Origin of the sequence: Streptomyces inusitatus (assembly GCF_014651115.1) — a bacterium.
In the GTDB taxonomy this organism is placed as follows: Bacteria; Actinomycetota; Actinomycetes; order Streptomycetales; family Streptomycetaceae; genus Streptomyces; species Streptomyces amakusaensis.
In genome coordinates this window covers 282,844-309,425 of record NZ_BMWG01000001.1, presented here as the reverse complement: position 1 = coordinate 309,425, position 26,582 = coordinate 282,844, and the positions used below count along the sequence as shown (strand labels likewise).

Annotated in this window: 25 protein-coding genes; 21 read left to right on the top strand and 4 right to left on the bottom strand. The window is 70.8% G+C overall.

Translation table 11 applies throughout. From position 1 onward, the window contains the following. Positions 1 to 153 precede the first annotated feature (153 nt). Complete coding sequence (gene clpB, locus IE247_RS01365) at positions 154 to 2,751, top strand: ATP-dependent chaperone ClpB (RefSeq protein WP_190120957.1); 2,598 nt, start codon at positions 154 to 156, stop codon at positions 2,749 to 2,751. 117 nt (positions 2,752 to 2,868) lie between these two features. After that, a complete protein-coding gene (locus IE247_RS01360) occupies positions 2,869 to 3,405 on the top strand; it encodes a type III secretion system chaperone family protein (RefSeq protein ID WP_190120956.1) in 537 nt (178 codons plus the stop codon). Positions 3,406 to 3,447: 42 nt separating this feature from the next. On the opposite strand, the gene IE247_RS01355 is transcribed toward IE247_RS01360, so the two are convergent. The 3 genes from IE247_RS01355 to IE247_RS01345 form a co-directional block, all read right to left on the bottom strand. Continuing rightward, positions 3,448 to 4,572 (bottom strand): putative hexosyltransferase, encoded by a 1,125-nt coding sequence (locus IE247_RS01355; protein ID WP_190121379.1) that lies wholly within the window; start codon positions 4,570 to 4,572, stop codon positions 3,448 to 3,450. 271 nt (positions 4,573 to 4,843) lie between these two features. Then, on the bottom strand, positions 4,844 to 5,056 hold the full coding sequence (locus tag IE247_RS01350) for a DUF397 domain-containing protein (protein ID WP_190120955.1): 213 nt from the start codon (positions 5,054 to 5,056) through the stop codon (positions 4,844 to 4,846). Then, positions 5,053 to 5,877, bottom strand: a complete 825-nt coding sequence (locus tag IE247_RS01345; RefSeq protein ID WP_190120954.1) for a helix-turn-helix domain-containing protein — start codon at positions 5,875 to 5,877, stop codon at positions 5,053 to 5,055. Before IE247_RS01345 ends, IE247_RS01350 begins: the two co-directional genes overlap by 4 nt. A 706-nt stretch (positions 5,878 to 6,583) precedes the next feature. Here IE247_RS01345 and IE247_RS01340 point away from each other — a divergent pair. The 4 genes from IE247_RS01340 (at position 6,584) to tgmC (ending at position 9,530) form a co-directional block, all read left to right on the top strand. Then, on the top strand, positions 6,584 to 6,967 hold the full coding sequence (locus tag IE247_RS01340; protein ID WP_190120953.1) for a hypothetical protein: 384 nt from the start codon (positions 6,584 to 6,586) through the stop codon (positions 6,965 to 6,967). Positions 6,968 to 7,223: 256 nt separating this feature from the next. After that, positions 7,224 to 7,451 carry a putative ATP-grasp-modified RiPP gene (locus tag IE247_RS01335; RefSeq protein WP_190120952.1) on the top strand — a complete coding sequence of 76 codons (228 nt, stop codon included), beginning with the start codon at positions 7,224 to 7,226 and terminating at the stop codon, positions 7,449 to 7,451. A 4-nt stretch (positions 7,452 to 7,455) separates the two neighbouring features. After that, positions 7,456 to 8,406 carry an ATP-grasp ribosomal peptide maturase gene (tgmB, locus tag IE247_RS01330; protein WP_190120951.1) on the top strand — a complete coding sequence of 317 codons (951 nt, stop codon included), beginning with the start codon at positions 7,456 to 7,458 and terminating at the stop codon, positions 8,404 to 8,406. Further along, complete coding sequence (gene tgmC, locus IE247_RS01325; RefSeq protein WP_190120950.1) at positions 8,406 to 9,530, top strand: ATP-grasp peptide maturase system methyltransferase; 1,125 nt, start codon at positions 8,406 to 8,408, stop codon at positions 9,528 to 9,530. The genes tgmB and tgmC overlap by 1 nt, the downstream gene beginning before the upstream one ends. Before the next feature lie 59 nt (positions 9,531 to 9,589). Here tgmC and IE247_RS01320 read toward each other — a convergent pair whose 3' ends face one another. Continuing rightward, entirely contained in the window at positions 9,590 to 10,810 is a 1,221-nt protein-coding gene (locus IE247_RS01320) for a pyridoxal phosphate-dependent aminotransferase (protein ID WP_190120949.1), read from the bottom strand. A gap of 882 nt (positions 10,811 to 11,692) precedes the next feature. Between IE247_RS01320 and IE247_RS01315 the strand changes: the two genes are divergently transcribed. The 15 genes from IE247_RS01315 (at position 11,693) to IE247_RS01245 (ending at position 26,529) form a co-directional block, all read left to right on the top strand. Next, on the top strand, positions 11,693 to 12,244 hold the full coding sequence (locus IE247_RS01315; protein WP_190120948.1) for a DUF2617 family protein: 552 nt from the start codon (positions 11,693 to 11,695) through the stop codon (positions 12,242 to 12,244). Positions 12,245 to 12,361: 117 nt separating this feature from the next. Continuing rightward, the gene (locus IE247_RS01310; RefSeq protein WP_190120947.1) at positions 12,362 to 13,963 is read left to right on the top strand and encodes a polyamine aminopropyltransferase; all 1,602 of its coding nucleotides are present in this window, start codon (positions 12,362 to 12,364) and stop codon (positions 13,961 to 13,963) included. Positions 13,964 to 14,027: 64 nt separating this feature from the next. After that, positions 14,028 to 15,005 carry an SRPBCC domain-containing protein gene (locus IE247_RS01305; RefSeq protein WP_190120946.1) on the top strand — a complete coding sequence of 326 codons (978 nt, stop codon included), beginning with the start codon at positions 14,028 to 14,030 and terminating at the stop codon, positions 15,003 to 15,005. Between the two features lie 25 nt (positions 15,006 to 15,030). Beyond that, positions 15,031 to 15,828, top strand: a complete 798-nt coding sequence (locus tag IE247_RS01300) for an aldose epimerase family protein (RefSeq protein WP_190120945.1) — start codon at positions 15,031 to 15,033, stop codon at positions 15,826 to 15,828. Between the two features lie 25 nt (positions 15,829 to 15,853). Then, positions 15,854 to 16,402, top strand: coding sequence for an orotate phosphoribosyltransferase (gene pyrE, locus IE247_RS01295; protein WP_190120944.1), 549 nt, complete (start codon positions 15,854 to 15,856; stop codon positions 16,400 to 16,402). A 215-nt stretch (positions 16,403 to 16,617) separates the two neighbouring features. Next, a complete protein-coding gene (fbaA, locus tag IE247_RS01290) occupies positions 16,618 to 17,640 on the top strand; it encodes a class II fructose-bisphosphate aldolase (RefSeq protein ID WP_190120943.1) in 1,023 nt (340 codons plus the stop codon). Between the two features lie 142 nt (positions 17,641 to 17,782). Continuing rightward, positions 17,783 to 18,385: a Uma2 family endonuclease gene (locus IE247_RS01285; protein WP_190120942.1), complete on the top strand. Its 603-nt coding sequence runs from the start codon at positions 17,783 to 17,785 to the stop codon at positions 18,383 to 18,385. 51 nt (positions 18,386 to 18,436) lie between these two features. After that, on the top strand, positions 18,437 to 19,879 hold the full coding sequence (locus tag IE247_RS01280; protein ID WP_190120941.1) for an MFS transporter: 1,443 nt from the start codon (positions 18,437 to 18,439) through the stop codon (positions 19,877 to 19,879). Between the two features lie 40 nt (positions 19,880 to 19,919). After that, positions 19,920 to 20,333, top strand: a complete 414-nt coding sequence (locus IE247_RS01275) for a DUF3151 domain-containing protein (RefSeq protein WP_190120940.1) — start codon at positions 19,920 to 19,922, stop codon at positions 20,331 to 20,333. Between the two features lie 162 nt (positions 20,334 to 20,495). Further along, positions 20,496 to 21,317, top strand: a complete 822-nt coding sequence (locus IE247_RS01270; protein ID WP_190120939.1) for a tryptophan 2,3-dioxygenase family protein — start codon at positions 20,496 to 20,498, stop codon at positions 21,315 to 21,317. Between the two features lie 7 nt (positions 21,318 to 21,324). Further along, positions 21,325 to 22,572 (top strand): kynureninase, encoded by a 1,248-nt coding sequence (kynU, locus tag IE247_RS01265; protein ID WP_190120938.1) that lies wholly within the window; start codon positions 21,325 to 21,327, stop codon positions 22,570 to 22,572. A 123-nt stretch (positions 22,573 to 22,695) separates the two neighbouring features. Continuing rightward, on the top strand, positions 22,696 to 23,577 hold the full coding sequence (locus tag IE247_RS01260; protein ID WP_190120937.1) for an alpha/beta hydrolase family protein: 882 nt from the start codon (positions 22,696 to 22,698) through the stop codon (positions 23,575 to 23,577). 51 nt (positions 23,578 to 23,628) lie between these two features. Continuing rightward, positions 23,629 to 24,489, top strand: a complete 861-nt coding sequence (locus tag IE247_RS01255) for an NAD(P)H-binding protein (protein ID WP_190120936.1) — start codon at positions 23,629 to 23,631, stop codon at positions 24,487 to 24,489. A gap of 85 nt (positions 24,490 to 24,574) precedes the next feature. Further along, the gene (locus tag IE247_RS01250) at positions 24,575 to 25,873 is read left to right on the top strand and encodes a sensor histidine kinase (RefSeq protein WP_190120935.1); all 1,299 of its coding nucleotides are present in this window, start codon (positions 24,575 to 24,577) and stop codon (positions 25,871 to 25,873) included. Further along, positions 25,870 to 26,529 carry a response regulator gene (locus IE247_RS01245; protein WP_190120934.1) on the top strand — a complete coding sequence of 220 codons (660 nt, stop codon included), beginning with the start codon at positions 25,870 to 25,872 and terminating at the stop codon, positions 26,527 to 26,529. Before IE247_RS01250 ends, IE247_RS01245 begins: the two co-directional genes overlap by 4 nt. Positions 26,530 to 26,582 lie beyond the last annotated feature (53 nt).

Below are 26,582 nucleotides of genomic sequence, written 5' to 3'. Positions count from 1 at the left end.
CGGATGGCGCAAGAGGATTGAGTGAAATAGACTCAACTTTGTGCAGGTTGTAGGAGTCAGTGTCAAGGGGAACACCTCCGGCTGGCGCGCTGACGCGCCGAGCACTGACGGATCCCCCACCCACACCGCCGCCGCAAGGAGGAGAGACCGAACGTGGACGCCGAGCTGACCAACAAGAGCCGGGACGCCATCAACGCCGCCACCCAGCTGGCGGTGACCGCGGGACATCCCGATCTGACCCCCGCGCATCTGCTGGTCGCGCTGCTCGCGGGCCAGGACAACGAGAATCTGACGGATCTGCTGGCCGCCGTCGACGCGGACCAGGCCGCCGTGCGCTCCGGCGCGGAGCGGCTGCTGGCCGCCCAGCCCAGCGTCACCGGATCCACCGTCGCCCCGCCCCAGCCCAACCGCGAGTTCCTGGCCGTCATCGCCGACGCCTCGCGCCGCGCCAAGGAGCTGGGCGACGAATACCTCTCCACCGAGCATCTGCTGATCGGTCTGGCCGCCAAGGGCGGCCGGGCCGGCGAGGTGCTCGATCAGCAGGGCGCGTCGGCCAAGAGGCTGCTGGACGCGTTCGGAAAAGTACGGGGAGACAGGCGCGTGACCACAGCGGATCCCGAGGGCCAGTACAAGGCGCTGGAGAAGTTCGGCACGGACTTCACCGCCGCCGCCCGCGACGGCAAGCTCGACCCGGTCATCGGCCGGGACCAGGAGATCCGCCGGGTCGTCCAGGTGCTCTCCCGGCGCACCAAGAACAACCCGGTGCTCATCGGCGAGCCCGGCGTCGGCAAGACCGCCGTCGTCGAGGGCCTCGCCCAGCGGATCGTCAAGGGCGATGTCCCCGAGTCGCTGCGGAACAAGCGGCTGGTCTCGCTCGACCTCGGCGCGATGGTCGCGGGGGCCAAGTACCGGGGCGAGTTCGAGGAGCGGCTGAAGACCGTCCTCTCCGAGATCAAGGCCAGCGACGGCCAGGTCATCACCTTCATCGACGAGCTGCACACCGTCGTCGGCGCGGGCGCGGGCGGCGACTCCGCGATGGACGCCGGAAATATGCTCAAGCCGATGCTGGCCCGCGGCGAGCTGCGGATGGTCGGCGCGACCACCCTCGACGAGTACCGCGAGCGGATCGAGAAGGACCCGGCGCTGGAGCGCCGCTTCCAGCAGGTGCTGGTGGCCGAGCCGAGCGTCGAGGACACCATCGCCATCCTGCGCGGCCTCAAGGGCCGTTACGAGGCCCACCACAAGGTGCAGATCGCCGACTCCGCGCTGGTCGCGGCGGCCACCCTCTCCGACCGGTACATCACCTCGCGATTCCTGCCCGACAAGGCCATCGACCTGGTGGACGAGGCCGCCTCCCGGCTGCGGATGGAGATCGACTCCTCCCCGCTGGAGATCGACGAACTCCAGCGCTCCGTCGACCGGCTGCGGATGGAGGAGCTGGCGCTGAAGAACGAGTCCGACGCCGCCTCCAAGCAGCGCCTGGAGAAGCTCCGCCGCGACCTCGCCGACAAGGAGGAGGAGCTGCGCGGCCTCACCGCCCGCTGGGAGAAGGAGAAGCAGGGCCTCAACCGGGTCGGCGAGCTGAAGGAACTCCTCGACGATCTGCGCAGGCAGGCCGAGCGCGCCCAGCGCGACGGCGACTTCGACGCCGCCTCCAAGCTGATCTACGGGGAGATCCCGACCCTGGAGCGGGAGCTGGCCGAGGCCTCCGAGGCCGAGGCGGAGGCCCGTACGGACACCATGGTCAAGGAGGAGGTCGGCCCCGACGACATCGCGGACGTGGTGGGGGCCTGGACCGGGATCCCGGCCGGGCGGCTGCTGGAGGGCGAGACCCAGAAGCTGCTGCGGATGGAGGAGGAGCTGGGCCGCCGGCTCATCGGCCAGACCGAGGCCGTGCGCGCGGTGTCGGACGCCGTCCGCCGCACCCGCGCGGGCATCTCCGACCCGGACCGGCCCACCGGCTCCTTCCTCTTCCTCGGCCCCACCGGCGTCGGCAAGACCGAGCTGGCCAAGGCGCTCGCCGACTTCCTCTTCGACGACGAGCGGGCGATGATCCGCATCGACATGTCCGAGTACGGCGAGAAGCACAGCGTCGCCCGGCTGGTCGGCGCGCCCCCCGGCTATGTCGGCTACGAGGAGGGCGGCCAGCTGACGGAGGCGGTGCGCAGACGCCCGTACAGCGTGGTGCTGCTGGACGAGGTGGAGAAGGCGCACCCGGAGGTCTTCGACATCCTGCTCCAGGTGCTGGACGACGGCCGGCTGACGGACGGACAGGGCCGGACGGTCGACTTCCGGAACACCATCCTCATTCTCACGTCCAATCTTGGCAGCCATTTCCTGGTGGATCCGGTGACAACCGAGGAGGAGAAGAAGCAGCAGGTGCTGGAGGTCGTACGGGCCTCCTTCAAGCCGGAATTCCTCAACCGGCTGGACGATCTGGTGGTCTTCTCGGCGCTCACCAGGGACGAGCTGGAGCACATCGCGGGCCTTCAGATCGACCGGCTGGCCAAGCGGCTCGCGGAGCGCAGACTGACCCTGGACGTCACCCCCGCCGCCCTGGCCTGGCTCGCCGACGAGGGGAACGACCCCGCGTACGGCGCCCGGCCGCTGCGCCGGCTGGTGCAGACGGCGATCGGCGACCGGCTCGCGCGGGAGATCCTCTCCGGCGAGGTCACGGACGGCGACACGGTCCGCGTCGACCGCTCGGAGGACGGTCTGACCGTGGGCCCCGTGTCCGGGAAGACCCTCTAGCTCCTCCGCCGGTACGGAGTCGTCGCGGACGGCTCCGTACCGGCGCGGGGGTGGGGGTTGTCAGTCCGGGCCGGGGATGGGGGAGGATGGCGGCATCCGTACGAAGGGAAATCCACGGTGACCATCGATCCGTCCTCGATTCCGAATTTCGGGGGCCAGCCCCAGCCCCAGGCCGAAGGACCGGCGGGCCCCGTCGTTCCCGACCAGGACCTGGTGAAGCAGCTTCTTGAGCAGATGGAGCTGAAGTACGTCATTGACGACGAGGGCGACCTCGCGGCTCCGTGGGAGGAATTCCGCACGTACTTCATGTTCCGGGGCGAGGACGACCAGCAGGTCTTCTCCGTCCGGACCTTCTACGACCGGCCGCTGCCGGTCGAGGAGCGGTCCAAGGTCCTCGATGTGATCGACGACTGGAACCGCCGCACCCTGTGGCCCAAGGTCTACACCCACCTCCACGAGGACGAGGAGGGTGGCGCCACCATCCGTCTCATCGGCGAGGCGCAGATGCTGATCGGCTCCGGCGTCAGCCTGGAGCACTTCGTGTCCTCCACGGTCAGCTGGGTGCGCGCCGCGATCGAGTTCGACAAGTGGCTCGTGGAGCAGCTGGGCCTGGAGCCCGCGTCGGACGAGGAGAAGCCCGGCGACGACGCCTGACCCGTTGAGGTCAGGGCCTTTCTCTCAGATCCCTCGGATCCCTCAGAGGGCGACCGGGGAGAGCGTCAGCAGGTAGGTCCCATAGGCGAACGACAGCCCGGCCAGGGCGGCGGTCAGTACGGCCGCCGTCCCCGGCCGGGCTTTCGTCAGCGCCCGAGCGGGGGCCAGCAGCAGCGGGAAGGCCGGCAGCAGAAAGCGCGGCTTGGACTCGAAGAACCCCGAGCCGCCGACGGTGATCAGCACCAGGACCCCGGTGTACACCAGCAGCGCGATCGGCGGCCGCTCCAGCACCAGCAGGGCGAACAGCGCCAGCGAGGCCCCGACGATCACCAGCGTCATCACCAGCGGGAACATCGTCGGCCGCAGCACGATCTCGCGCACCGCGCGCAGCGCCCCCACACCGAAGTCGAACCGCGAGGTCCAGCCGCTCTGCACCTGGAAGTAGCCGCCCAGCGGATCACCGGTGCGGAACCCGACGTACAGCACATAGGCGCACCAGCCCACCGGGGCGAGCGCCGCCGAGGCCCAGATCCGCCACTCGCCCCGGCGCTCCCGCTTCAGCAGGGTGTATCCGGCGACCGCGCACACGGCCGCCGCCACCGCGATCCCATTGGGCCGGGCGAGGCCCGCCAGCGCCGACAGCGTGCCCGCCCACAGCCAGCGCCCGCTGAGTACGGCGTACAGCGACCAGGCCGCGAAGGCGGTCAGCAGGGGTTCCGTGTACGCCATGGAGAGCACGACCGAGTGCGGCAGCAGCCCCCAGAGCAGCACCAGCGCGGTGGCCGTCCGCCGCCCGTACAGCCGCTCACCGATCGCGTAGACGCCCCAGGCCGCCGCCCCGGCCGCCGTCCAGGAGATCAGCAGCCCGGCGCTGCCGCTGGTCACCGGGAGCACCGAGGCGACCGCCCGGACCAGGGCTGGGTAGAGCGGGAAGAACGCCAGATCGCTCTGGACCGCGCCGTCGGGCCAGGTCAGGGTGCGGCCGTAGCCGTGCTCGGCGATCAGCAGATACCAGTCGGAGTCCCAGGATCTCGCGAGAACCCGCCTCGGCGGCCGGTCGATGTGCCAGGCCCAGCAGGCCATCACCAGCAGCCCGGTCAGCCGCGCCGCCGCGAAGAGCCCGAGGGCGGGGGCCGCGCGCCGCAGCGCCGCCCGCCAGCGGGGCAGCGACGCGGTCTCGCCGGGTGCGCCGTCTGTTTTGTCGAAAGTCTCGGCGGACAGGGAGCACCTCCGGGCACACACAGGGTTCGGTCAACCCGACCATGAGCGGCCCGGACCCCCCATGCGAGCGTTGAGCATCCAACAGGGCCGGTTGGCCCCTCCTTCCCACCCGGTCGGCTGAAGCCCGGCCGCCGCCACCCCGTCCCGTCCATCCCCATGACCAAGCCCCACCGACCCGGAGAATGGGAGTCGGCGGGGCTCAGGGGCGCGCGAGTTCTTAAAGGTCGGCGGCCCGGGCGAGGGCGACCAGTCCGGCGAACGCGGTGGGGGTGACCATCAGGGTCGGGCCGGTGGGGTTCTTGCTGTCGCGGACGGGGACGACGCCGGTGGCGGACGTGTGGGCGGGGGCCCACTCGACGCATTCGCCTCCGTTGCCTTGGCTGTAGCTGGAACTTGTCCAGTCTGTCTCTGAGGGAAGTGCGTGGATCATGAGTACGAGTCCTTCACAGAGTGGATCAGCTCTGCCGTTTTGTGCAGCGGCGCGGCCATGGACTTCAGCAGATCATAGGCATCCTGTGCGTCGGTAACGTCTGATGGTTCTGCGAGGACGTATCCACGAGGGAAGCCATCGACATGCGCAACGTCTGACCCTTCGGTAAACGAGAGCACCCCGAAGGGGCTTGCCATGGGCCCATGTTGGTGGCCGTCATCGGGAATGATTTGCACGCGGTTCGTCGGCATCTCGGCCAGCTCCAGCAGCCGCTCCAACTGCACCCGCATCACGTGCCTGTCTCTGACGACGTTCCGCAGGGCCCGTTCATGGAGTACAAGCCAGAGGCGGGCAGGTTGCTCGCGTTGCAAGATGTGCTGCCGTTCGAGTCGGGCTGTGACCAGGTCTTCCAAGTTCTCTGCCCGTCCCTCCCGGAGTATGGCTGTCGCATACTCGCGCGTCTGCACCAGCCCGGGCATGAGCAGAGGATGGAACATCCGCACAACGGTGGCTTTCCACTCCAGTTCTACGTACTGCCGGAACCAGGGTGGGAACGCGTACCTCAGTGCCAACGGCCAGAGCCGGACGAACCGGCCCCGGGCGTGGGGGAACACTCGGTCGCAGGTCTCCGCGAACTCCAGTTGAGGCACCCGGTCACCGATCTCGATCTTGGCCACCAGCGACGGACTGCAATGCGCCTCTTTGGCCAGTTCTCTGCGTGACAATTTCAGCGCTTCGCGCTCAATCCGGACCTCATTGCCAAAGTGCGTGAGAGGGCTGGCAGTTGGGTCCGGGTAATCGGACTCCGATTCGACGGTCAAACGAACCTCCGAAGAACCTAGGACAAGCGGCGCTGTCCATCTGCTGGGGCTTTCGGAGCATACGGGTCACCCGTTGTCATTGCAGGACAGTGAGTCAAACCGGATTACCGGAGCGAGCGATGTACGGCGAAACGGAAGAACCCCCCAGCCACTCATTGAATAATCACGCGGCGCGATCATCGGTACCCACCCCGGTGGGGGGCCAGGCTGCAGGCGGCAACGAGGACGGCTCTCCTCAAGTCGGTTGCCTTGTGTACGACACCGTCGTCAGGCGGACGGGGGTCGTCATGGAGGAGTGCGAGACGTACTACGCGCTCCGCCCACCGCAGGGCGGGCGGGAGTGGGACGCGCCGAAGGGGGAGGTCCGCCCGGCGACCGAAGCGGACCGGCTCTCCTCGGCTCTCGCGGAGGTCAACGCGCGGAGCAGCCAGGGGGGTTGCGGCAAATGTGGGTGGTGAGCCCCGGGGGTCCGACCGCCGACATGCGGAACGCCCTGTAGCGGCAGCGCACTTCAGCCCCCGCTCCGCGCGGCAGTGTCCCCCGGCACTGCGGAGAATCGCGCGGGAGCGGCACCCCCTCCGGGCCTGCGGGCCCGGAGGGAAGGGGAGCGGGCATCCGCTCCCGGCCCCGGCCGCCACCCGGCCCGTACGCGGGCGGCCGGGGCCGCCCACCCGTACCCCCACCGAGACAGAAGGAGACCGCAGCAGTGCCACGGCGCACGAAAGCCCAGAAGGCCGCCGCACGCGAACGTGTCCTCGCCGACCGGGACGCCGTCATCGAGCGCTATGCCCGGGGCGAGTCGATCAGGTCCATAGCCCGTGCCTACGACGTCCACGCCCCCTGGCTCGGAGGCCGTCTCACCCGCTGGGGCATCGGCATCCGCGAGCACCACACATCCCCCATGCTCCCCGCCCCCGTCCACCGGGACCCCCGCACCGGAGCCGTCACCGCCATCCACTGCCCCGCACCCCACTGCGGACGCATCACCCCCGTCACCCGAAACCGACTCGACGAACACACCACGACGACCACCGGCACCCGCTGCGCCCTGTCCCGTACCCCCGTGCAGGACAGGACCCGCGACCGCTGACCGGAGGTCGCGCGCACTCCCCGTCCCGGTGTCCGCAGTGGGGACTCATGGCACCGGGACGGGGTCTCCCGCATCCCGCCGAAATCCGCTGGGCTTCGGCAGGGGCGGCCCGCAATTTCCGCCCCGGTGGAAGAATCCACTTCAACCCCGGACAGGCCGAGTGCCCACCGGGGCGGGTCGTAAGTGCGATGTTCACCAGGACCGAGGAGACACCTTGCAGAGCACTGGTACTCAGCCGACCCCGACACCGTGGGGTATGCACCGAATGGCCCCGCTCAATAACGGCACCCCGTCCCCGTGGAGGTACTCGGGCATGGACCCGAAGACCCAGACGGGCCGCTGGGTCGGCGCGGACGGGCAGATGACGCCGGCGGAGCTGGGCAAGCACGGCACGTCCGTCAACACCTACCCGCCCACCCAGATCAGCAAGGACGGGAAGCAGGACGCCGACTCCGGCCACGACGCGAGCCAGGACCAGGCGTAGTCGCGTGAACGGACGCCCGGTGCTGGTTGCCACCGAATCAGAGGATGCGACCGCTGATCTGGTCATCGCGGAACTGAACCGGCGCCGGGTGCCCGTTCTCCGCTTCGACCCTGGACAGGACTTCCCGACGAGCGTCGTGCTGTCGGCCCGCACTGGATCCGGGGGATGGGGCGGACACCTCACGGCGGGCAACCGGACGGTGGACCTCACGAGTGTTCGGGCTCTGTACCACCGTCGGCCTTCTGTCTTCGCCCCACGGGGGCAGGGGCAGGCGGCCCGATTCGCCGCTCAGGAGAATCGGCGCGGTCTGGGCGGCGTCCTGGGGGCTCTGCCCGGGTGCCTCTACCTGAGCCACCCTCAGGCCATCGCGCGGGCGGAGTACAAGCCCGCCCAGCTCTCTGCGGCGATCCGGGAAGGGCTGACCGTTCCGGCCACTCTGATCACCAACGAACCGGCCGAAGCCAGAGCCTTCACGGCGGAACAGCCGACGATTTACAAGCCGCTTCACGCCGGGGCGTACGACGTTGATGGGCAGCCCGCCGGTATCTGGGCCGCGCCTGTCGAGCCCGATGAGATCGACAGCCGGGTGAGTGTTTGCGCGCACCTGTTTCAGGCCCGGGTTCCGAAGGCATCTGACGTGCGCGCGGTCGTCATCGGTGATCAGGTCTTCTGTGCCCGGATCACGGCCCCGGCCGGAGTTCTGGACTGGCGTGCGGAGTATCGGCACCTGACCTACGAGCCGATCAAGTGCCCGGACGAGATGCGCGGGGCACTCTTGCGCTTCCTCGACGGCTTCGGGCTGAGGTTCGGGGCCTTCGACTTCGCGCTGACCGCCGAAGACGAATGGTGGTTCCTGGAATGCAACCCCAACGGGCAGTGGGCATGGCTGGAGCACGAAGCAGGGCTTCCGCTGACATCGGCCATCGCTGACCTGTTGCAACACGGAGAGAACTGATGAGCGACAAGGTTTCTTCGGAGGCGCTGCGGGCGGATCTCGCCCAGCGCCTTCGCACGTCGGGTGATCTGCGGAGCCCGGAGTGGGAAGCCGCCGTCATGGCGGTGCCCCGTGAGGCGTTCCTCAGCGAAGGGTGGTTCGCGTACGAAGACGGCGGGTGGTACCGCCCCGTGTCCCTCGCGGACGATCCGGCGTGTCTCGGCCGGGTTTACGAGGATGACACGCTGGTCACGCAGGTGGCGGGGACGGTGGTTCCGCGTCAGGTGGAGGGGCGTATCGCACACACTCCTACTTCGTCTTCGACGCTCCCGGGACTCGTCGTCCGGATGCTCGAAGAGCTTCAGGTCACCCGGGGTGCCCAGGTGTTGGAGATCGGCACCGGAACGGGCTACTCCACGGGGTTGCTCTCCCATGTCGTGGGGGACGGCAACGTGACATCCGTGGAGGTGGACGCCGATGTCTCCGCACGTGCCGGTGTGGCGCTCGCGGGGCTGGACTGCTGGCCCGCCCTTGTGGTCGGCGACGGTCTGGCCGGACACAGGGAGAGCGCTCCGTACGACCGAGTGATCGTCACCTGTGGCGTTCAGACGGTCCCGGCGGAGTGGATCGCCCAGACTCGCCCCGGCGGCAAGATCGTGGCCACTGTGGGTGGGTGGATGAATGCTTCCGAACTCGTCCGGCTGACCGTGAAGGAGGACGGGACGGCAAGCGGTCCGGTCCTTGGCGGGAAGGTCTCGTTCATGCTCGCCCGGCCCCAGATGCCTCCGGCGCTGGGGATGCTGCCGGATCTCGACTCCGAGAAGGCGGCTCCGACGGATCTGGGCGGCGATGAGCTGGACGACTGGACCACGCGGTTCGTCGCGCAGTTCGCGGCTCCCCGGGCTCAGCGCTTCACGTTACTGCGGAACGGCCGCAACGAACATGTCGTCATCGATGTGGAAGCGGGGGCCTGGGCCGCCGTCTACGAGGAAGCCGGCTCGTGGTGCGCCCGGCAGGGCGGGCCGGTGCGGCTGTGGGACGACATCGCGGCGGAGGTGAGTCGGTGGAGGGAAGCGGGCTCCCCGCCCGCTGAGAGCCTGCGCCTCCGCGTCGGGGCGGACGGGCAGCGCCTCACCTGGGGCTGAGCCCAGGAGACTGAACCGCTCTGCTCGTCCGCCGTTTCCCCGTCGCAGGCCGACGGGGATCATCTCCGCAGCTTGGACAGCCTTTCGACCGCTTCCTTCAGCACAGACTCCCGCTTGCAGAAAGCGAATCGGACAAAGGGCGCTCCCTGTTCGCGGTGGTCGTAGAAGACCGCGTTGGGGATCGTCACCACCCCGCACCGCTCGGGCAGGGTGCGGCAGAAGGCGAAGCCGTCGCTCTCGCCCAGTGGCCGGATGTCGGTGGTGACGAAGTAGGTGCCGGCCGGGCGGTAGACGGCGAAGCCGGCGTCCGTGAGGCCGGTGCTCAGCAGATCGCGTTTGGCCCGCAGTTCGTCGCGGAGGCCGTCGAAGTACGAGTCCGGCAGGCGCAGGGCCTCGGCGATCGCGTACTGGAACGGGCCCGCGCTGACGTATGTGAGGTACTGCTTGGCCGAGCGGACCGCCGAGACCAGCGCGGGGGCGGCGGTGATCCAGCCGACCTTCCAGCCGGTGAAGGAGAAGGTCTTCCCGGCGCTGCTGATGGTGATCGTGCGCTCGCGCATGCCGGGGAAGGAGGCGATCGGGAGATGTTCGCCGTCGAAGACGAGATGCTCGTACACCTCGTCCGAGACGACCAGGAGATCCCGTTCGACGGCGAGTTCGGCGATGGCGGCGAGCTGCTCGCGGCCGAGGACCGTCCCGGTGGGGTTGTGAGGGGTGTTCAGCAGGATCAGCCGGGTGCGGTCGGTCACCGCGTCCCGGAGTTCGTCCAGGTCGAGGCGGTAGACGCCGTCCACCGGGCGCAGGGTGACCGGTACGCGCCGGCCGCCGGCCATGGCGATGCAGGCGGCGTACGAGTCGTAGTACGGCTCCAGGGCGATCACCTCGTCGCCGGGCTCGACCAGGGCGAGCAGGGCAGCCGCGATCGCCTCGGTCGCGCCGGCGGTGATCAGGACCTCGGTGTCCGGGTCGAAGGAGAGCCCGTGGAACCGCCGCTGGTGCTCGGCGACGGCGGTGCGCAGCTCGGGGACGCCGGGGCCTGGCGGGTACTGATTGCCCCGGCCGTCGCGCAGTGCGCGCACCGCGGCCTCGCGGATCTCCTCGGGGCCGTCGGTGTCGGGGAACCCCTGTCCGAGATTGATCGAGCCGGTCGCGGCGGCCAGCGCCGACATCTCCGCGAAGATCGTGGTGCCGAACTCGGCCAGCCTGCGGTTGAGCAGTGGCCGGGGGCTTGCCGGGGGGCCCGGCGGGGAGCCGGGCGGGGGTGTGTCCATGGTCGCCATGCGGCCATCCTGGGCCGAAGCTCTGGACTTGCTCAAGTCTGCTTTGGCTCGGTGGCGCGGGGGGCATCCCCCTCTCACGCGGGAAAGCGCGGGAATGGTGCACGGCTCGTACGGCTCGTAAGAGACGGATGAGGCAATATCGAGGTACCGATCAATGTGGCGAGAAGCGGTCACGCAATGACGCGAGGGGCTCGCTTCGGGGGAATGAAGGAACGGGGGAGCTATGGATGCTTTCGTCGGCTTTCTGTTGTTCGTAGTCTTTGTGGGCTTCATGCTCATTGTGGCGAGGAGAGGGTTCGGCGGTCGCCGCACTCGGTATGTCTCCGCGCACTCCAGGAGGAGGTATCACGGGAGCGACGGCACGCCGGCGTCCGTGGGCGGCGGCGACCACTCGGGGGGCAGCTCCTCCGGCGGCTCCTGGTGGGGCGGTGACGGTTCGTCGTCCGACGGCGGCGGCAGCAGCAGTAGCTGCGGCGGCGGAGGCGGGGGCGGATGCGGCGGAGGCAGCTGACACGGGGTAGCTGGTCCGCGGCGGGTCCGTGACCGGGGGGTGAGGCATCCGGCGGGAGTTTTCCGCCGGATGCCTCTTTTCTTGCGTTCTGATCCACCCGGACCCGCATTAACCGGGTTTTCCCGGGGCATTTTGTTGAACAGTTGAACCGCAAGACCCCCTAGGGGATGGAAACCCCTTCAAGTTGGGTAAAAACACTGCGAGCGCCGCGTACTTCATGATTCAGTCGTTGACGGAACCTGTTGGAACCACCAAGCCCTCGGGCCGGCCTTCCGGCCCCGAGTCGGCGGTCCCCCACCTTCATGCACGCCCGCTCAGGGGCGCCTCAGGTTCACGTATCCACCGCCGAAGCGTGTTTGCGGAGCCGACCCATGCTCACAACCCTCAGTACCGCCTACACCGACACCCGTGCCGACGACCTCGCCTGGGCGCTCGGGCGGGAGCCGCTTCCCGCCCTGGCCGTCCTCGATCTGGAGCTCTCCGGAGCCAAGCTCCAGCTCAGACTGCTCGGCGCCTCCCACCAAGTGCTCCTTGAGGAGGACCGGGGCAGCTGCTCCGAGACCGTCGCCTGCATGCCCGGCAGCAGCACCCCGCTGCCCCTGGGCGTGGCCAAGAGACTCGGCGACTGGGAGTACGAATTCGCCGCCCGCGTCGAGACCCTCTCCGAGGGCTCGTTCGCCGGGCGCGCGCAGGAACTCCTCGCGCTGGTCGCCGATCACCCCAACTCCCTCGCCGGAACCTTCCCCGGCTCGCCGCACGCCTTCACCGCGATGATGGCGCAGTGGCAGGAGGGCCAGGTGCGCTGGCGCACCTGGCACGCCTATCCGCAGGAGGGGCGACTCGTCGTCACCCGTACCCGCGTCGGGGCCGTGTCCCGGGTGCAGCAGCGGGTCAGACGGCTGCCGCAGCCCGTCGCGCTGTAGAGCCGGACCGGATCGGACCGGTCCCGGGACCGCCCCCGGGACCGGTCCGTACGCCGTGGCGCAGGTGCACACGTGTGGGTGACAGTTCGCGCGCCAAACGTGACGTAGCGTTACTGCATGATCGACCGTACGGAGCAACTGTCACCGCCCCCGGGCCCGGTGCGGTTGCCGGTACGCCCGGCGGCGGGCCGGTTCCTCGTGCTGCTGGTCGTCTTCGTCTGCGCGGCCTGTGGACTGGTGTACGAGCTGGAGCTCGTCGCCCTCGCCTCCTATCTCATCGGCGACTCGGTCACCCAGGCCTCCGTCGTGCTGTCGGTGATGGTCTTCGCCATGGGCGTCGGCTCGCTGCTGGCCAAGCGGCTGCGCTGCCGGGCCGCCGTCGGCTTCGGGCTGCTGGAGCTGTCGCTGGCGCTGATCGGCGGCTGCTCGGCGATGGCGCTGTACGCCTCCTTCGCCTGGGTGGGCGAGTCCCAGACCGTCCTTGTCGCCTTCGCGCTCATCATCGGGGTGCTCATCGGGGCCGAGCTGCCGCTGCTGATGTCCCTGATCCAGCGCGTCTCCCGGCAGGACGTCGAGGGCACGGTCGCCGATCTCTTCGCCGCCGACTACGTGGGCGCGCTCGTCGGCGGGCTCGCCTTCCCCTTTCTGCTGCTGCCCTGGCTCGGCCAGCTCACCAGCGGACTGCTGACCGGCGCGGTCAACGCCGTCGCGGGCGGACTGCTCGTCCTCTGGCTCTTCCGCCGCGACCTCACCCGGCGCTCCCGCGCCTGGCTGATCGTCGCCAACGCGGCCGTCCTCGCCGTGCTGGGCACCGCCACCGTCCTCGTGGACGACTTCGAGCGGGCCGCGCGCGCGGCGGTCTACGGGGACCGCGTGCGGGTCGCCGTCCAGACCGAGGTCCAGGAAGTGGTGATCACCGGCGACCGGGAGGGCCCGCTCGACCTCTTCCTCGACGGCCGGCTCTGGGTCAGCTCCCGCGACGAGCGCCGCTACCACGAGGCCCTCGTCCACCCGGCGATGCTCGGCCGGCACGAGCGGGTGCTGATCCTCGGCGGCGGCGACGGACTCGCCGCCCGCGAGGCGCTGCGCTACCCCGACACCGCCTCGGTGACCGTCGTGGAGCTGGACCCGGGCGTCGTCCGCCTCGCCCGCTCCGACCCGGCGCTCGCCGCGCTCAACCGGCGGGCCCACCACGACCACCGGACGCGGGTGGTGACCGCCGACGCCTTCAGCTGGCTGCGCGCCCCGCGCGGCCTCTGGGACGTGGTGATCGTGGACCTGCCCGACCCCGGGATCACCCAGAGCGCCAAGTTCTACTCGCAGGAGTTCTACGGGCTGATCACCGCCGCGCTCGCCGACGGCGGCCGGCTCGCGGTGCACGCCGGACCGTCGGGCTCCCGCCCGCGCACCTACTGGACGGTGGACGCCACCCTGCGCGCCGCCGGGTTCGGCACCAGCCCCTACCGGGTCACCGGCCGGGGCTCCGGGCCCGCCGGCGGCACGGACAGCCGCGCGGCGGGCGAGCCCGCGACCCCGGGCGACTGGGGCTTCCTGCTCGCCGCGCGCGGCTCGCGCCCCCCGCTCGGCCTCGACCCCGACGGCCCCCCGCCCCGGACGCTGACCCGGGCCTCCCTCGCCGCGAACGGCTGGGGCGCGGAGCGCACCAGGGTGCGGGGGCTGCGGCCCTCGACCCTGGTCCAGCCGCGCTATCCGGACTGATACACGGGTACACGGGCGGCGCAGACGCAGACGTGCGCGGGCCCGCTGGGTACGCTCGATCCCCATGGACCATGAGGTGTTCGTTCCGGTACCGGCTGAGACCGTCCGACAGGTGCTCAGGGACCCCGTGCGGGTCGCCCGCTGCGTCCACGGGCTGCAACAGGACGCCGACGACACGGCGGGCCCGCTCTCCGGCCGGCTCAAGGTCCGCGTCGGCGGCCACTCGATCACCTACCGGGGCGCTCTGCGCCTGCTGGAGCACGACGGCGGCTTCACCGCCGAGGGCGAGGGCACGGAGGCGCGCGGCGGCGGCACGGTACGGGTGACGCTGACGATCCGTCTCACGGAGGCCGACGGCGGTACGAATCTGAGCGTCACCGGCTCCGCCGAACCGGCCGGGCGGCTCGCCGAGCTGTCGGACGAGGCCCGGGAAGAGACCGCCCACCGGCTCCTCGACCGGCTCGGCGAGCGGCTCGCCGAGGAGGCCGCAGAGGAGACCGCCGGGGACGCCGAACCGCCCGGCTTCGAGGGGCCTGGGCCGGTGAGCGGCGCGGACGCCGAACGGCTCGGCATCACCGGCGAGGACGAGGACGAGGACGAGGACGAGGACAGGGACGGGGACGGGGATGCCGGGACGGCCTCCGTCTTCGACACCCCCGTACCGCCGTCCTCGCTCTCCGCCGAGGCCGGAGCCAACGCCCACGCCGACGCCCACGCCGACGGGTTCGACGACGTCTCCGAGCTGGACGGCCTGGACGGCCTGGAGGAGCTGGCGGACCTGGCGGACCTCTCCAAGAGCTCCGACGAGCTGCCCGAGGAACTGCCGGAGGCACTGCCGGCCGAGGCCGCTCACGCCCGCCGCACCATGATCGGACGCAGCGCCGAAGAGGTCGACCACGCCCCGCCGCGCGGCCGTTACGCCCCCGTCCCCGCGCCCGACGCGACCGCCACCGGACTGCCGCTGCGCTGGGTCGCGCCCGCCGCCGCCCTCGCCCTCGCCTCGGCCGTCGTCGTCGGCCGGGCGCTGCGCCGCCGGAAATGATCACCCGTACCAGTACTGTCGTGGGGTGAGCAGCAGCGAAGAGAACGTCCGTCTGGCCGCGTCCGACGTCGAGTTGACCGTGAATCCGAAAGCCGGCTGCCGGATCGAGAGCCTGACCGTCGGCGGTGTCGAACTGCTGCGCCAGGGCGAGCGGTACGGCTCCTTCCCGATGGCCCCCTGGTGCGGCCGGACCGAGAACGGGCGGTTCCGCAACGGTGGTGTGGTCCATCAACTGCCGCTGAACGCCGCACCGCACGCCATCCACGGCACCGTCCGCGACCTCCCCTGGCGTACCGCCCGCAGCGGCCCGGCCGAGGCGGCCTTCACCCGGGAGCTCGGCGAGCCCTGGCCGTACAGCGGGCGCGTCACCCAGCTCTTCGAGCTGGCGGAGGACTCGCTCACCCTCACCCTGGGCGTCGAGACCCACGGCGACTCCTTCCCCGCCCAGGCGGGCTGGCACCCCTGGTTCCGGCGCGACCTCGGCAGCGGCGGCCCGGCGGAGATCGCCTTCGAGCCGCAGTGGCAGGAGGAGCGGGGCGAGGACCATCTGCCGACCGGCCGGCGGATCCCGCCGCTCCAGGGCCCCTGGGACGACTGCTTCGGCATGCCCGACGGGGTCGCGGTCACCCTCACCTGGCCCGGGCTGCTGGAGCTGACCGTCACCAGCCGCGCCGAGTGGGTCGTGATCTACGACGAGCAGGCCGAGGCGGTCTGTGTGGAACCCCAGTCCGGCCCGCCGAACGGCCTCAACACCCTGCCGCGTCTCGTCACCCCGATCGACCCGCTGGAGATCTCCACCACCTGGAGCTGGCGTCGGCTGTGAAACGAGAGGCCCTAAGCTCGGAGCCATGAGTGATGTACGCGCTGAGCTGCTCCAGCAGATCAAGGACAAGGCCGTGGTGCACGGCAAGGTGACCCTCTCCTCGGGTCTTGAGGCCGACTACTACGTGGATCTGCGCCGGATCACGCTCGACGGCGCGGCTGCTCCGCTGGTCGGCGAGGTCATGAGCGAGCTGACCGCCGATCTCGACTACGACTGCGTCGGCGGGCTCACCCTCGGCGCCGACCCGGTGGCGACCTCGGTCCTGCACGCGGCGGCCGCGCGCGGCCGCCGGGTGGGCGCCTTCGTCGTACGCAAGGCCGCCAAGGCCCACGGCATGCAGCGCCAGGTGGAGGGCCCGGACATCAAGGGCCGCCGCTGCCTGGTCGTGGAGGACACCTCCACCACCGGCGGCTCCCCGCTCACCGCCGTCGAGGCCGTGCGCGCGGCCGGCGGTGTGGTCGTCGCGGTCGCGACGATCGTGGACCGGGCCACCGGCGCCGGGGAGAAGATCAGCGAGACGGCGGGGGTGCCGTATCTGTACGCGTACTCCCTGGACGAGCTGGGTCTCTCCTGAGCCCCCTGGGGCCTTCCTGAGGCTCCTTTGACCCTGACAAGCCCCTGACCTGCGGTGACGCAAGGTCGGGGGCTTGTTCGGCGCTCCGTGCGCACGGCGGGGGACCGGCCGTGGTGGAGTCCTGGGCCGAGTCTGGAAAGATGAGGGCTGACGATGACGTCGCCCCAAGGTCAGGGCCAGTACCTATCGCACACCGCACATAACAAGGAGCGGACATGCCCATCGCAACCCCCGAGGTCTACAACGAGATGCTCGACCGGGCGAAGGCAGGAAAGTTCGCCTACCCGGCCATCAACGTGACCTCCTCCCAGACCCTCCACGCGGCGCTGCGCGGCTTCGCGGAGGCCGAGAGCGACGGCATCATCCAGATCTCCACCGGCGGAGCCGAGTTCCTGGGCGGCCAGTACAGCAAGGACATGGTCACCGGCGCGGTCGCCCTGGCCGAGTTCGCACATATCGTCGCCGCCAAGTACGACATCACCGTCGCGCTCCACACGGACCACTGCCCCAAGGACAAGCTGGACGGCTATGTCCGCCCGCTGCTCGCGGTCTCCGCCGAGCGCGTCGCCCGTGGTGAGAACCCGCTCTTCCAGTCCCACATGTGGGACGGTTCCGCCGAGAACCTCGCCGACAACCTCTCCATCGGCCAGGAGCTGCTGGCGCAGGCCGCCGCCGCCAAGATCATCCTTGAGGTCGAGATCACCCCGACCGGCGGCGAGGAGGACGGTGTCACGCACGAGATCAACGACGAGCTGTACACCACCGTCGACGACGCCCTGCGCACCGCCGAGGCCCTCGGCCTGGGCGAGAAGGGCCGCTACCTGCTGGCCGCCTCCTTCGGCAACGTCCACGGCGTCTACAAGCCGGGCAATGTCGTCCTCCGCCCGGAGCTGCTCAAGGACCTCCAGCAGGGCGTGAGCGAGCGGTACGGCAAGGCCGACCCGTTCGACTTCGTCTTCCACGGCGGCTCCGGCTCCACCGCCGAGGAGATCGCCACCGCGCTGGAGAACGGCGTCGTGAAGATGAACCTCGACACCGACACCCAGTACGCCTTCACGCGTCCCGTCGCCGCCCACATGTTCACCAACTACGACCGCGTCCTCAAGGTCGACGGCGAGGTCGGCGACAAGAAGACCTACGACCCCCGCACCTGGGGCAAGCTCGCCGAGGCCGGCATGGCCGTCCGCGTCACCGAGGCGTGCGGCGCGCTGCGCTCGGCGGGCACCAAGCTGAAGTAGTCGCGCAGATCGCCCCTGATGAGGCCCGGTGTCCCTGGTGGACGCCGGGCCTCACTCGTACGGGTGGACGAGTCGCTGTGGGACACATACGGGCCCGCCGTCCTACGATGATGTTCTCGACATCAGCCATCAGGAGGTTCATATGTCTGCCGCAGCAGTCGAGCACCCCTGTGACAGCGAGCCCGAGTCCCTCCTTGAGGCGGCGGACCGTCTCATGGAGGAGGGGCATCGCGTCGAGATCATCGGAGGCATCATCACCGTGTCCCCATCTGCGGACGGCGATCACGCCGATATCTTGACGGACCTCATGGTCCCTTTTATCGCCGCCGGGCTGCACGGCAAAGAGACCAGGGTGCATCAAAGCGTCGGCATCTGGCTGCCGAGCGGGCCGTCGGACTACGCCATCCCTGATCTCGCCGTGGTGGACGCAGACTTCCGTGATCATGTCGTTGAGCACGGATGCTTCGACCCGGTGATTGTTCACCTCGTCGTGGAAGTGACGTCGAGCAACTACAACAACGATCTCCGCGGCAAAGTCAACGCCTACGCCGAGGCCAAGATCCCGGTCTACTTGATCGTCAACCGCAAGCACGGCCGGATCCATGTCCTGACCGACCCGGTGGGCGTCGTCTACGAGAACCACCAGGTGTTCGCCCCGGGCCAGCGGATCACCCTCCCCGCCTCCGTCGGGGCCGAGGGCACAGCGGAGATCACTCTCGACGTCTCGGAGCTGCTCGGCGTCTGAGCCGGGCCCCGCCCACTCGTGGGGAGCCGGTCCCGGGGGGATGATCCCGGTATGGATGACCGTCCTGGGGAGATCAGGCTTGGTACGGCGACCGGCCGGTGGGTGGTGCTCACCACCGTGCTCGGGTCGACGATGGCGATGCTGGACTCGACCGTCGTGAATGTGGCGCTGCCGCGCATCGGCGAGGATCTCAACGCGGACATGGCGGTCCTCCAGTGGACCGTGAACGCGTACATGCTCTCCCTGGCCGGGCTGATCCTGCTGGGCGGGGCGCTCGGCGACCGGTACGGGCGGCGGAAGGTGTTCGTCGTCGGGGTGGTGTGGTTCGCGGTCGGGTCGCTGCTGTGCGGGATCGCGCCGAGCGGGGAGACGCTGGTGCTGGCGCGGGCCTTTCAGGGGATCGGCGGGGCGCTGCTCACGCCGGGGTCGCTGGCGCTGATCCAGGCGAGTTTCCATCCGGACGACCGGGCGCGGGCGGTCGGGCTCTGGTCTGGTCTTGGCGGGGTCGGGGCGGCGGTCGGGCCGTTCGTCGGGGGGTGGCTGGTCGACGGGCCGGGGTGGCGGTGGGTCTTCCTGATCAATGTGCCGCTCGCGGCGCTCTGTGTGCCGGTCGCACTGCGTCACGTACCGGAGTCGAGGGATCCCCGGGCGCACGGCAAGGGCTTCGACGTCCTCGGCGCGGTCCTCGGCGCGGCGGCGCTGACGCTGGTCACCTACGCGCTGATCGCGCCCGCCTGGTGGGCGGGGGCGGCGGGGGTGGTGGTCGGGGTGGCGTTCGTCGCGGTGGAGCGGCGGCGGCCGGATCCGATGCTGCCGCTGTCGATCTTCCGTTCGCGGCTGTTCACCGCCGTCAATCTGGTGACACTCTGTGTGTACGCGGCGTTCGGCGGCTTCTTCTTCCTGGTGGCGCTCCAGCTCCAGGTGGTCTCCGGCTACTCCCCGCTCCAGGCCGGGGTGGCGCTGCTGCCGACCACCGTGCTGATGCTGCTCTTCTCGGCCCGCTCGGGCGCGCTCGCGGAGCGCATCGGGCCCCGCATCCCGCTGACCGTGGGGCCGCTGCTGTGCGCCGCCGGGATGCTGCTGATGCTGCGGGTGGGGGAGCGCCCCTCGTACGTGGCGGACGTCCTGCCCGCGCTGCTGGTGATGGGCCTGGGCATGGTGACCCTGGTCGCCCCGCTCACCGCGACCGTCCTCGCGTCCGTGGACACCGCCCGCGCCGGCATCGCCAGCGGGGTCAACAACGCGGCGGCCCGCGCGGCGGGCCTCCTCGCGGTGGCGGCCCTGCCGCTGCTGGCCGGCATGGGCCCGGAGGCGTACCGCTCGGCGGCCGAGTTCGGCGCGACGTTCAAGCGGGCTATGCCGATGTGCGCGGGGGTGCTGGTACTGGGGGCCCTGATCGCGGCCGGGTGGGTACGGCGGCCGGAGCGGGCGGGTCCGCGCCCGGAGTGCAGGGTGAACTGCGGGGTGGGGGCGCCGCCCCTGGAGAAGGTGTGAGGCGCGCGGGATCGCCGGCGGGACCTGGGAGACTGGGGGCATGGGTATCCACGAGAATCTTCTGGGGGGACCGGCGCCCACGCATCTGCCGGACGAGGCCGAGCCGCGTGAGCTGCTGGCGGCCGGGGCCTCGGCGGCGGAGGTCGCCGCCAAGTTCCCGACGTCTTCGCTGGCGTGGGCGCTGCTCGCGGACGAGGCGTACGAGCGGGGCAGCGTGGTGGAGTCGTACGCGTACGCCCGCACCGGGTACCACCGGGGGCTGGACGCGCTGCGGCGCAGTGGATGGAAGGGCCACGGGCCCGTGCCGTGGGAGCACGAGCCGAACCGGGGATTCCTGCGGGCGCTGCACGCGCTGGCGCGGGCCGCCGGGGCCATCGGTGAGCAGGCCGAGTACGAGCGGTGCTCGACGTTTCTGCGGGACTCCTCCGAGACGGCGGCGGCCACGCTCGGCTGATCGAAAGCGGTGGACGGCGAGTGGACGGCGGGGCCCGTGCCCCCTTTCGCGCAGACGCGTGGAGGGGCCACGGGCCCCGGCTTATGATGCGATCGGGGACCGGGGCTCCCACACCGGACAGGAAGGGGCGGACCGCTACCCGGACACGTCGAGGAGACAGCGATGTCACATGACGCGACCCCGAATCTGGACTTCGCGGGGACCACGCCCTACGAGGACTATGTCCAGGCCGATGTGCTGACCCATCTTCAGCACCCGAGGTCGAAGGACCCGGGCGAGATGGTCTTCCTGGTCACCACCCAGGTCATGGAGCTGTGGTTCACCGTGATCGTCCATGAGTGGGAGACCGCCGGGCGCGCCCTGCGCGAGGACCGGATCCCGGCGGCGGTGGACGCGCTCAAGCGGTCTGTGCGCGAGCTGGAGGCGCTGAACGCCTCCTGGAAGCCGCTCGGCCAGCTCACACCCGCCCAGTTCAACTCGTACCGGAGCGCGCTCGGCGAGGGCTCGGGCTTCCAGTCGGCGATGTACCGGCGGATGGAGTTCCTGCTCGGCGAGAAGTCCGCGTCGATGCTGGTGCCGCACCGGGGCGCGCCCCGGGTCCACGCCGAGCTGGAGAAGGCGCTGCACGAGCCCAGCCTGTACGACGAGGTGCTGAGCCTGCTGTCGCGGCGGGGGCTGCCCGTACCGCAGGAGGTGCTGCGGCGCGATCCGGCGCTGAGGTACGAGCCGGACGCGGTCGTGGAGCGGATCTGGGCCGGGGTATACGCGGAGCCCGGGCGGCACGAGGAGCTGATCCGGCTCGGGGAGGCGCTCACGGACGTCGGCGAGCTGGTGTGGCGCTGGCGCAACGACCATCTGGTGGCGACCCGGCGGGCCATGGGCTCCAAGACGGGCACCGGGGGCTCCGCCGGGGTGGCCTGGCTGGAGAAGCGCGCCGTGAAGAACGTCTTCCCCGAGCTGTGGACGGCCCGCAGCCATGTCTGACCACCGGATGACACAGCCTGACGAATCAGTACTGACCGACGAACTGGTCCGCGACGCCGCCGCGCTCGACGCCGCCGATCCGCTCGCCCCGCTGCGCGAGCTGTTCGTCCTGGACGGCGGGGTCTATCTCGACGGGAACTCGCTCGGCGCGCTCCCCGCCCATGTCCCCGCCCGGGTCGCCGATGTCGTCGCCCGCCAGTGGGGCGAGCTGCGGATCCACTCCTGGCGCGAGAGCGGCTGGTGGGACGCGCCCGAGCGGATCGGCGACCGGATCGCGCCGCTGGTCGGGGCGGGGCCGGGACAGATCGTGGTCGGGGACTCCACCAGCGTCAATGTGTTCAAGGCCGTGGTCGCCGGGGTCCGGCTGAGCGCGGACGAGAGCCGTACGGACATCGTGGTGGACGCCGCCACCTTCCCCACGGACGGCTATGTCGCCGAGTCGGCGGCCCGGCTGACGGGCCGCCGGATCGTCCACGCCGACCCCCGGGAGCTGTCCGCCGCGCTCGGCCCGGCCACCGCCGTCGTCCTCCTCAACCATGTGGACTACCGCAGCGGCCGGCTCCACGATCTGCCCGCGCTGACCGCCGCCGTCCACGAGGCGGGCGCGATCGCCGTCTGGGACCTGTGCCACAGCGCGGGCGCGCTGCCCGTCGACCTGGACGCCCACGGGGTCGATCTCGCGGTGGGCTGCACCTACAAGTATCTGAACGGCGGGCCCGGTTCACCCGCGTATCTGTACGTCGCCGAGCGCCACCAGGAGGCGTTCGAGTCCCCGCTGCCGGGGTGGAACTCCCACGCGGACCCGTTCGCGATGGACCACCGCTACACCCCGGCCGGCGGCGCGGCGCGCGGGCGGGTGGGGACGCCGGACATCCTCTCCCTGCTGGCGCTGGACGCGGCGCTGGACGTCTGGGAGGGGGTCGACATGGACTCCGTACGGGCGAAGAGTCTGGCCCTGACCGACTTCTTCCTCCGGTGCGCCGAGACGTATGCGGAGGGCGGTCTCAACGGCGTTGATTCCAGGGTGAGTTCACTGACTCCGGTCGCGCACGAGGCCCGGGGCAGCCAGATCGCGCTGCGCTGCGCCGAGGCTCCCGCCGTCATGGACCGGCTCGCCGGGCGGGGGGTCGTCGGGGATCTGCGCGGGCCCGACGTGCTGCGTTTTGGGTTCACACCGCTGTACACCGGATTCGAGGACGTCCGGCGGGCGGCGGCGGCGCTCGGGGAGGTGCTCGCCGAAGTGCCGCGGGCCTGACGCGGGATTGAGATCGGTCGGCGGGGGGTACTGATAGCGTCCCCGCTGATCAGATCATTTCCGCGGGTCGCCCTTCCGGGGCCCGCGGTCAATTCCGCGACTCCCCGGGAAGGTTGAGCCCGCATGCCGGACCCTGTCGCCCGTGACACCGCCGAGGCCGAGTCGGTCTTCTCGCACCCGGCGGTGGCTCCGGACGCCACCATCGCGTACGGCGATCATCCCGATCAGATCGTCGACTTCTACGCGCCGCGCGACGGCCGGGAGGGTGTGCCGCTCGTCGTCCTGCTGCACGGCGGGGCCTGGCGGGCCCGGTACGACCGGCGGCATGTCACCCCGTTCGCGGACTTCCTCGCCCGGCGGGGTCTCGCGGTCGCCAATGTCGAGTACCGGCGCGGCCGGGACCTGCCCCAGCAGGGCGGGGCCGGGCCGGTCGCCGGGCGCTGGCCGGAGACCTTCGACGATGTGGCCGCCGTGCTGGACGCGCTGCCCGCGCTCGCCCGCGACGCGCTGCCGTCGGCCGACGCCGGGCGGACCGTGCTGACCGGCCACTCGGCGGGCGGGCAGCTCGCGCTGTGGGCCGCCGCCCGGCATGTGCTGCCCGCCGGGTCCCCCTGGCGGCTGCCCGAGCCGCCGCCGCTGCGCGGGGTGGTCGCGCTCGCCCCGCTCGCCGATCTGGCGCTCGCGGTGGAGCTGGACGGGTGCGCGGGCGCGGTGCGCCAGTTCCTGGTCGGGGAGGGCGGCGGCGACGAACTCCTCGCCGAGCGGCGGGCGCACAGCGACCCGGCCGTGCTGCTGCCCACCGGGATCGCCACCACCCTGGTGCAGGGGCGGGCGGACATCACCGTGCCGCACACGCTCGCCGAGTCGTTCGTCGACGCCGCCGCCAGGGCCGGGGAGACCGTCGGGCTGACCCTGCTGGAGGAGATCGGGCACTTCGCGCTGATCGACCCGGCGGCGGACGCCTGCGCGGTGGTCGCCGAGGAGATCGCCCAGCTTGCTTGGTGACAAATCGAATTAAGGACAGCAGCTGACCGCGAGGCTTCCTAGGGTGTTCCCATGACTCATCTCGTCACAGGAGCAACCGGAACCGTCGGCACTCAGCTTGTCCGCGAACTGCTGGACCGAGGCCACTCGGTGCGCGCCCTCACCCGTGACCCCGCCCGTGCGGACCTCCCCGCCGGGGTGGAGACCGTACGCGGCGACCTCACCGACCCCGAGTCCCTCGCCGCCGCCCTCCAGGGCGTCACGGGACTCCATCTGATCACCTTCGGCGGGCCGTACTTCACCCCGCTGGAGACCGGCCCGCGCATTCTGGAGCTGGCCCGCGAGGCGGGCGTCCGCCGCATCACCGTGCTGCACGGCGGCGGCCCCACCCCGCTGGAGGACGCGGTCCGCGCCAGTGAGTTCGTGTGGACGGTGCTGATGCCGGTCGAGTTCATGTCCAACGCCCTGGAGTGGGCCGAGTCCGTCCGTACCGAGGGCGAGGTGCGCGAGCCGTTCACCGACCGGCTCAGCGCCATGGTCCACGAGGCCGACATCGGCGCGGTCGCCGCCGTCGCTCTCACCGAGGACGGCCACGGCGGACAGGAGTATGTGCTCACCGGGCCGCAGGCGCTGACCGTCGCGGACAAGACCGAGACACTGGCCGCCGCGCGCGGCGGGGCCATTCGGCTGGTGGAGCTGACCGAGGAGGAGGCCCTCGTCCGCTGGCGGGCGGCCGGACAGTCCGACGAGGTCATCGACTTCCTGCTGATGGTCTACCGCGACACCCCGCCGGTGGGCCGTACCGTCGTCGACACCGTCGAGCGGGTCACCGGCCGCCCGGCGCGCACCTTCGCCGAGTGGGCGAAGGAGCACGCGGGCGTCTTCACCGCCGGTGCGGGCGCAGGCGTCGACGCCGCCAAGGGCGACGTGTGACCTACACGTAGTCCTCAGGACGGACGCGGCGGTATCCGCAGCCAGCGGGACGACCGCGTCCGTACCCGCCCGTACCGTTTGGTACGTGACCGAGAAGACCCGAAGCCCTGAGTACCGGCTGGCCTCCGGGGCCCTGAGCGGCCTCCGCCAAGACCTCCTCCACGACGCCTTCGCCTACCGCCCGCTGCCCCCGCTGCGCCCCGACGGGTCGCTGATCCGCCGGCTCCCGGAGCGGATACGCAAGCACGCGGTCTGGGCCCCGCACGCCGCCGTGCTCACGGCGGCGGCGTTCATCACGATGGGCGCGATCACGTCTCTCCGGAGCGGCTCCCTCCTGCTGCTGTTCGCCCTGGTCTACGGGGCCCTCGTGGCGATGACGCTGCTCCGCCCGGTCGGCGCGTTCTGGGCCTCGATGGCAGCCACCCCGCTCGTCATGGCGCTCATGCCCTACTCGGACATGTGGCCGTGGACACCGCCCGGCTTCGTCGCGCATCTGGCGGTGCTGACGGTGGTGGCGCTGCGGACCCGGCCGCGCACCGCCGTCTGGATGTGGGTGCTGACCGCCGCCTACGCGATGCTCTTCGAGCTGTTCTTGGACTGGGCGGGGTACGGGAGCAACTCCGTGCCGCTGCTCTTCTGCGCCGCCCTGCTGCTGCTCGCCACCACCGTGGTGCACGTACGCCGCGAGGCCAGGGCGGAGGTCGCCGTCCAGCAGTCCGTCACCGCCGTGGAGCGCGACCGCCGCACCCTGCTGGAGGAGCGCACCACCATCGCCCGTGAGCTGCACGACGTGGTCGCCCACCACATGTCCGTGGTCGCGATCCAGGCCGAGGCCGCGCCCTACCGGGTGGAGAACCCGCCGCCCGAGCTGGAGAAGGCGTTCGTCACCATCCGGGAGAACGCGGTCGCCGCCCTGACCGAGCTGCGCCGGATCCTCGGCGTCGTCCGCGCGGAGGACTACGAGGCCCCCGACGCCCCGCAGCCCGTCCTCGGCGATCTGGGCCGGCTCCTCGACAACGTCCGCGAGGCGGGCCTCGATGTGGAGAAGACCGTCACCGGATCGGTGCGGACCCTTCCGCAGGGCGTCGAGCTGTCGGCGTACCGGATCATCCAGGAGGCGCTGAGCAACGCCCTGCGGCACGCCCCGGGTTCCTCGGCGAAGGTCGAGGTCAGCTATGTGCTCGGCGGGCTCGGGCTGCGGGTCGTGAACACCGCCGCCAAGGGCCTGGTCAAGCCGTCGCCGGGAGCGGGACACGGCATCACCGGGATGCGGGAGCGGGTGTCGATGCTGGGCGGTGAGATGACCGCGCTCGACACCGAGGACGGCGGCTACGAGGTCGCCGTCTTCCTCCCCGTCGCCCTGAACGCGGAGGATCCGGTATGACGATCCGGGTAATGATCGTGGACGACCAGATGATGGTCCGCGAGGGATTCTCCGTACTGCTGAACGCGATGCCCGACATCGAGGTCGTCGGCGAGGCGGTCAACGGCCGCGAGGCCGTCCTCAAGGCGGCCGAGCTGCGGCCCGACGTGGTGCTGATGGACATCCGGATGCCGGAGCTGAACGGCATCGAGGCCACCCGCGAGATCGTCGCCGCCGACAGCGGCTCCAAGGTGCTGGTGCTGACCACCTTCGATCTGGACGAGTACGTCTATCAGGCGCTGCGCGCGGGGGCCTCGGGCTTTCTGCTCAAGGACGCCTCCGCGCGGCAGCTCGCCGACGGCGTACGGGTGGTGGCGGCGGGCGAGGCGCTGCTCGCGCCGACCGTGACCCGCCGGCTGATCACCGAGTTCTCCAAGCTCAGCACCGTGCCGAGGGTGGCCTCCGTCTCCCGGGTCGGGGAGCTGACCGAGCGGGAGACGGAGGTGCTGGTGCTGATAGCCCAGGGGCTGTCCAATATGGAGATCGCCTCGCATCTGGTGGTCGCGGAGTCCACCATCAAGACGCATGTGAGCCGGGTGCTGGTGAAGCTGGGGCTGCGGGACCGCACCCAGGCGGCGGTCTTCGCCTATGAGGCACGGCTGGTCACCCCGGGATGACCTTGGGACACACCCGGGATAACCGCAGGTCACGAGCGGGTGGAGCTTGCCGT

Bases quoted from the DNA above. Each gene is read 5' to 3' on its own strand.
- IE247_RS01350 (WP_190120955.1), bottom strand. From the start codon at position 5,056: ATGATCCACGCACTTCCCTCAGAGACAGACTGGACAAGTTCCAGCTAC.
- IE247_RS01335 (WP_190120952.1), top strand. From the start codon at position 7,224: ATGCACCGAATGGCCCCGCTCAATAACGGCACCCCGTCCCCGTGGAGG.
- tgmC (WP_190120950.1), top strand. From the start codon at position 8,406: ATGAGCGACAAGGTTTCTTCGGAGGCGCTGCGGGCGGATCTCGCCCAG.
- IE247_RS01320 (WP_190120949.1), bottom strand. From the start codon at position 10,810: ATGGCGACCATGGACACACCCCCGCCCGGCTCCCCGCCGGGCCCCCCG.
- IE247_RS01315 (WP_190120948.1), top strand. From the start codon at position 11,693: ATGCTCACAACCCTCAGTACCGCCTACACCGACACCCGTGCCGACGAC.
- IE247_RS01310 (WP_190120947.1), top strand. From the start codon at position 12,362: ATGATCGACCGTACGGAGCAACTGTCACCGCCCCCGGGCCCGGTGCGG.
- IE247_RS01305 (WP_190120946.1), top strand. From the start codon at position 14,028: ATGGACCATGAGGTGTTCGTTCCGGTACCGGCTGAGACCGTCCGACAG.
- pyrE (WP_190120944.1), top strand. From the start codon at position 15,854: ATGAGTGATGTACGCGCTGAGCTGCTCCAGCAGATCAAGGACAAGGCC.
- fbaA (WP_190120943.1), top strand. From the start codon at position 16,618: ATGCCCATCGCAACCCCCGAGGTCTACAACGAGATGCTCGACCGGGCG.
- IE247_RS01285 (WP_190120942.1), top strand. From the start codon at position 17,783: ATGTCTGCCGCAGCAGTCGAGCACCCCTGTGACAGCGAGCCCGAGTCC.
- IE247_RS01280 (WP_190120941.1), top strand. From the start codon at position 18,437: ATGGATGACCGTCCTGGGGAGATCAGGCTTGGTACGGCGACCGGCCGG.
- IE247_RS01275 (WP_190120940.1), top strand. From the start codon at position 19,920: ATGGGTATCCACGAGAATCTTCTGGGGGGACCGGCGCCCACGCATCTG.
- IE247_RS01270 (WP_190120939.1), top strand. From the start codon at position 20,496: ATGTCACATGACGCGACCCCGAATCTGGACTTCGCGGGGACCACGCCC.
- kynU (WP_190120938.1), top strand. From the start codon at position 21,325: ATGACACAGCCTGACGAATCAGTACTGACCGACGAACTGGTCCGCGAC.
- IE247_RS01260 (WP_190120937.1), top strand. From the start codon at position 22,696: ATGCCGGACCCTGTCGCCCGTGACACCGCCGAGGCCGAGTCGGTCTTC.
- IE247_RS01255 (WP_190120936.1), top strand. From the start codon at position 23,629: ATGACTCATCTCGTCACAGGAGCAACCGGAACCGTCGGCACTCAGCTT.
- IE247_RS01245 (WP_190120934.1), top strand. From the start codon at position 25,870: ATGACGATCCGGGTAATGATCGTGGACGACCAGATGATGGTCCGCGAG.